A 4,534-nucleotide genomic window follows, 5' to 3' on the forward strand; every position below is an offset into this window, starting at 1 on the left:
GCGATTCCGGCTCCCCGAAAAACAGTCCCGCCGCAATCCAGGCTCCGGCTGGCAATGCCGTTCCCGCGGACTTGGCCGTTCCTTGCATTCCGGTGCGAAATCCGGTTAGCCGGATTTTACAAAATTCCGTGTTATTTTTATCACAAGCCAACCGCCGCAGACCCCGGCCCGCCTGCCGGGGGAAAATTTACCCGGAGCGCGGAAGCTTGCTTTCGCCGTCAATCCCGGAGCATGCTCCGGTGCAACATTGGACATTGACATTGCATAGATCGATCGAGCGTTGATTGTCGCGGCCGGCAAGGACGAATCGCGGGCCGCAAACGACCTGGGGGCTTCGCCCGCGCATGCGGGCAGGACCGATACTTTGGAGTACGGGCTTCGGCCCAGGAGGTAAGGGAAGATGTACAAGTTTAACTTTTTGTCAAAACCCGGCGGGGGGGGGCATTGAGCCCCCGCATCGTCATCGCGCTGGCGGTCATCGTGGTTAGCGCGGTATTATTAAATGTGGGCGGATGCAAGAAAGGCTCGCAGTTGAGCTACGGGGGCACGTTCACCCCGGCTGCCGCTCCCTCGGACGAAGCAAGGACGACGTCCAGCATCACAGGCCCCGGCGGGGAGGAGTTCACTTTCCAGCCGCTGGACGGGGACGGCTCGGACGATCCTAAGGGCGGCGACGCCTACAAGCTGGCGCTGCACGAGGGCAAAGACGGGAATTTAGTCCTTGACATCAGCACGAACGAGGACGGAGAATGGAAGTACGTGTTGGGGTACGTTTATTACGACCCCGACAAGTACAACCCCGTCGGATTCGAAAAAGGGGAGATGTTTAAAGATGATGATAAGGACTTGCTTATCTTGCCAGTCTACTCGGAGAAAGGCAAGTTCGCGTTTTGGCTAGGGCTTGGCAATTTCGACGAAAAAGAGCCGAAGGGCCAGGGCCAAATTTGCAGCATCGAGTTCGAACAATCGCTATGGGAGCCGCCCAAGGAACCACTAACCGCCCCGGATGATGAAGCCGATAAGGTCGATGATTTGCAAACCCTCGCGCTGAACGATCTTCAAAAAATCAGCTGGAGTGAGCGCAATGTCGGGGACGGCGATATAAGCGGAGAAGTTTCCATTTCAGATGGAACGCCGCTTGCACTGCACCATACTAAGTTCACACAATACGATGTTGCCCCCCACGGCGAGCCCGTTTATCGCGAGCTGGATCAGGTTGACTACGATGCGAATGGACGCATCTGGATGGATTCACAAATCCACGATGACCCTCCGAGAACCTACCAGTGGGATCCTCCGGCGATTACGCTAAATTACTTGGAGTCTGTCGCGAGATACCACATAAAAATTTACCGAGATCCCCAAAGAACGCAGTTGCTGCTTGAAGATAATATACCGGGCCCAAGCTATTCTATGCGGCAGAGTATCCGAAATCTAAGCTGCGACTGGAATGTTGGACTGCTTGAGACCGACATTTCGGATCCCTGCGATTTCCCCAGTGGAACTAACGGATTGCTCAATTACTCGCACACTCCCGAGGGCCGCGTTGGATACCGGTATTGGCATACCTTGTTCGACCAGATGGGTGAAAGGATAATTGTTTACGCACAGGTTCAGCCATTTGATGCCGAAGGAAATCCGGGAATTGCTTCGGATTGGTATCCCGTCGCCATTAACTATAACATGCCTCCCGTTGTTTCCTTCACTGTTACCCCGATGATAGGTACCATTCCGTTTACGGTTCAAATAGACGGGAGCGCTACATACGACCCTGATGGACCTGAGAATGATCTGATCTTCAAATGGTATCCATATCACCAAGGCGAAAATCCGATTGTTGAGCCCGGTCCGGTTTTTGAACACACCTACAGCGGTTCGCCTGGGGAATACCATCCCGAATTGTTTGTGGTGGACCCATCTCCATACCCGGTCGTCGGCACAAACTGGCTTCAAGAACCAATTGTGGGCCGCGATGCATTAAACGATGCAGGTTTTGCAGAAGAAAACGCGAAAGCCTGGTATGTGGGCAGCCTAACGGGAACGCGTAAATGGATTTACACTTTGAAAGTCGATTTTCGGCAAACTGCTCGCGGAGTGCAGCATGTTCCCAGCTTGAAAATGCGCTTTTTTGGCGACGGGGATCCTGAAACCGACGATCTTTCGCTCGTCAATTGGAATTCATTGCGTATTCGTGTTTGGGATAATGATGATCGCGGAACTCCAGGACCTTGGGCTCTTGAATTTGAAGAAGATCCTGGTACCCGAAGCGGTTTGCTAGACCCGGTGGGCGAAGCGGTGGGTGTAGAATTCCCGGAAATCGGATTAGTAACTCGCAGCTATGGTTTCTTAAGTAGACCGAACGACCCAACCCTTTGTGAGGCATGGATTATCTATTTTCCAGCGCCTCCTGAAGAATACGAAGCGCCGGTTCATAGCACAGGAACTGTGTGCGAGTTGCGCTTCTCAACAATTGAGGCCGACCACAATCCCGCCAAAATTGGCATTAGCCTTCTTTATGACGGTAACAGCCAATATACAAGCGCGGCAGGTTGGCCATCGAACCTTTTTGCGCCTATCCACGATGAACGCTTTAGCGACATTTTTGCTACAGCGTACTGCATTGCGGATGGGACGGAAGCCCCAGAAGGGGAGTAGACCTTTGTAACTATGCGCGTCTTCGAAAACTTTGCTGCGGCTTTTGCAATGCTCATTGTGTTTTTGACTTTGGGCGTGCTCCTTGGTTGCATGGCCCAGGGCAATGTATCTGACTCATTTGCATTTGATGAGTCTCTGCTTTCGGATCGCCCAACTGCTGCCCCAAAGATTTTCGAAGACGCGCCTTTGCAGGGCCTATTATCACTAAACTGCGAGCATGCTGATGGGGGCACTTTCCCGCAAGCTTCAATATTTAGAATAAATAGCGAGTTAAACCCCCCCGTGATTTCAAAATACTACCCGGATGACTCCTATGTTTCGGCAATTCCGGATGACGCATTGGAAAGCGCAATTGTGCAAGCCCTTAGCGACTTGCCGGGATGGACTAACTTCACCCAAATTCCTTACTATTATTATCAAAGCGACTTGCCTATACTTGTGTTTTTAATTGTATCCTCAGATGCACCATCCTTTTTATTCGAGCTTGATTTGAACGCGGAAAATAAAAAGCTAAATGAAGAATTTAATGCACCGATTCAGTCCGCAAGAGATTATTATGCTGAACAATCATACGGGTCGCTCCTCGCTCGCTTCGAATTTAAGAAAAAAGTATACACTCCAGATTTGGAGTATGGCACGTTCTCGTTTGAAAAAAATTACGAGATTAACAATATAATGTTCAACCCTGCAAACCGACTATCGGGCCGATTAGCTAGGCCGGTAATTACATTTCAGTACCCAGAATCGCAAATGGGTATTTTCGCAAGAATAGATGAGATTCGGGACATATCAAAGGTTGAATATGAGCCTGTCATTTTGGGTCATGTTGTGCTTTCAATACCGGATGTTTGGCTTGATATTATCGAGGCAAAAGGTTTATCGAATTGGTATACGCAGGAGCATTTGATTTTACAGCATGAGCTCGGCCACCTACTGGGTTGGCCGGATACATATTTAATAGGTTCAAGCGGTGGCTATCCTGGCTTTGGGGAACTCGACCTAATGAGTTTCGGGACAGCTCCGCTTGGTTTTTTCAAGGCAATTTGCGGGTGGACATGCTTGTTAAACACTAAGTATGATTCAATGGCACTCTTTATTAGACCCCAAGATACATTGGAAGGATGCAGGGAGCTTTACCTGGTCAAACACAATCCCAGCTGTCCTGCTGAATTAGTGTACCTTGAGGTTCAAGCAGGTTGGGGGCTGACTGGTTTTCCCTCACCCGGCCATGAGCAGCCTATGGCTGGTAATGATAACTGGGGTTTGATTCCGGTTCATATCGACCTCAACAGGGGCTTTGGGGATGAGAAACCGCCTTTTTGGATCGATTCATACAATTGGCCCGATGCAAATTGGCAATATTTGAGCGATATTCGCGAACGCACTTTTCCCTACGTGGGCAGTTCCTTTAACGAATCGACTCCGGTGGTTCCAAAATGGAATGATGGAACGGGTGCCAATTATGCGCTTGGCAACATTGGATTTGTTTCCAACCGTCATTACCGACCATTTCTTTACAGGCCGGGCGAGATGCTTATCGGCTTCGGCGACATCATCTGCGACGTGGACGTGGGGAATCCGCTGCACGGGGATTTCAACGGCGACGGGATCGTGAACGAGGGCGACGAGAACATGCTGCGGGCGAACATCGGACGGCGCGTCGGGATCGACCCGCTCGCGGTGCCCTTGGACGTGAACGGCGACGGCGAGATCGGGCTCGCCCGCGACCGCGACAGGGACGGGTTTATCGCGACCTCCGAGCGCATCTACGACGACGGGTGGACGCTTGTGCACTCCACCGGCGACTGGCTGGATTTGAACGGGGACGGGAGGAACGACCTCGACGCGGACGGCTCGGGCCAGTTCGACGCGCTGGAAG

Annotated in this window: 2 protein-coding genes; both read left to right on the forward strand. The window is 51.5% G+C overall.

Annotated features, from left to right (window positions below):
- Nucleotides 1-444 precede the first annotated feature (444 nt).
- The gene (locus HRF49_07995; GenBank protein MEP0814591.1) at nucleotides 445-2,655 is read left to right on the forward strand and encodes a PKD domain-containing protein; all 2,211 of its coding nucleotides are present in this window, start codon (nucleotides 445-447) and stop codon (nucleotides 2,653-2,655) included.
- Nucleotides 2,656-2,667: 12 nt separating this feature from the next.
- A partial coding sequence (locus HRF49_08000) for a hypothetical protein (GenBank protein ID MEP0814592.1) occupies nucleotides 2,668-4,534 on the forward strand: 1,867 nt, incomplete at its 3' end.

The sequence above is a fragment of the bacterium genome (genome assembly GCA_039961635.1).
GTDB lineage: Bacteria > 4484-113 > 4484-113 > JAGGVC01 > JAGGVC01 > JABRWB01.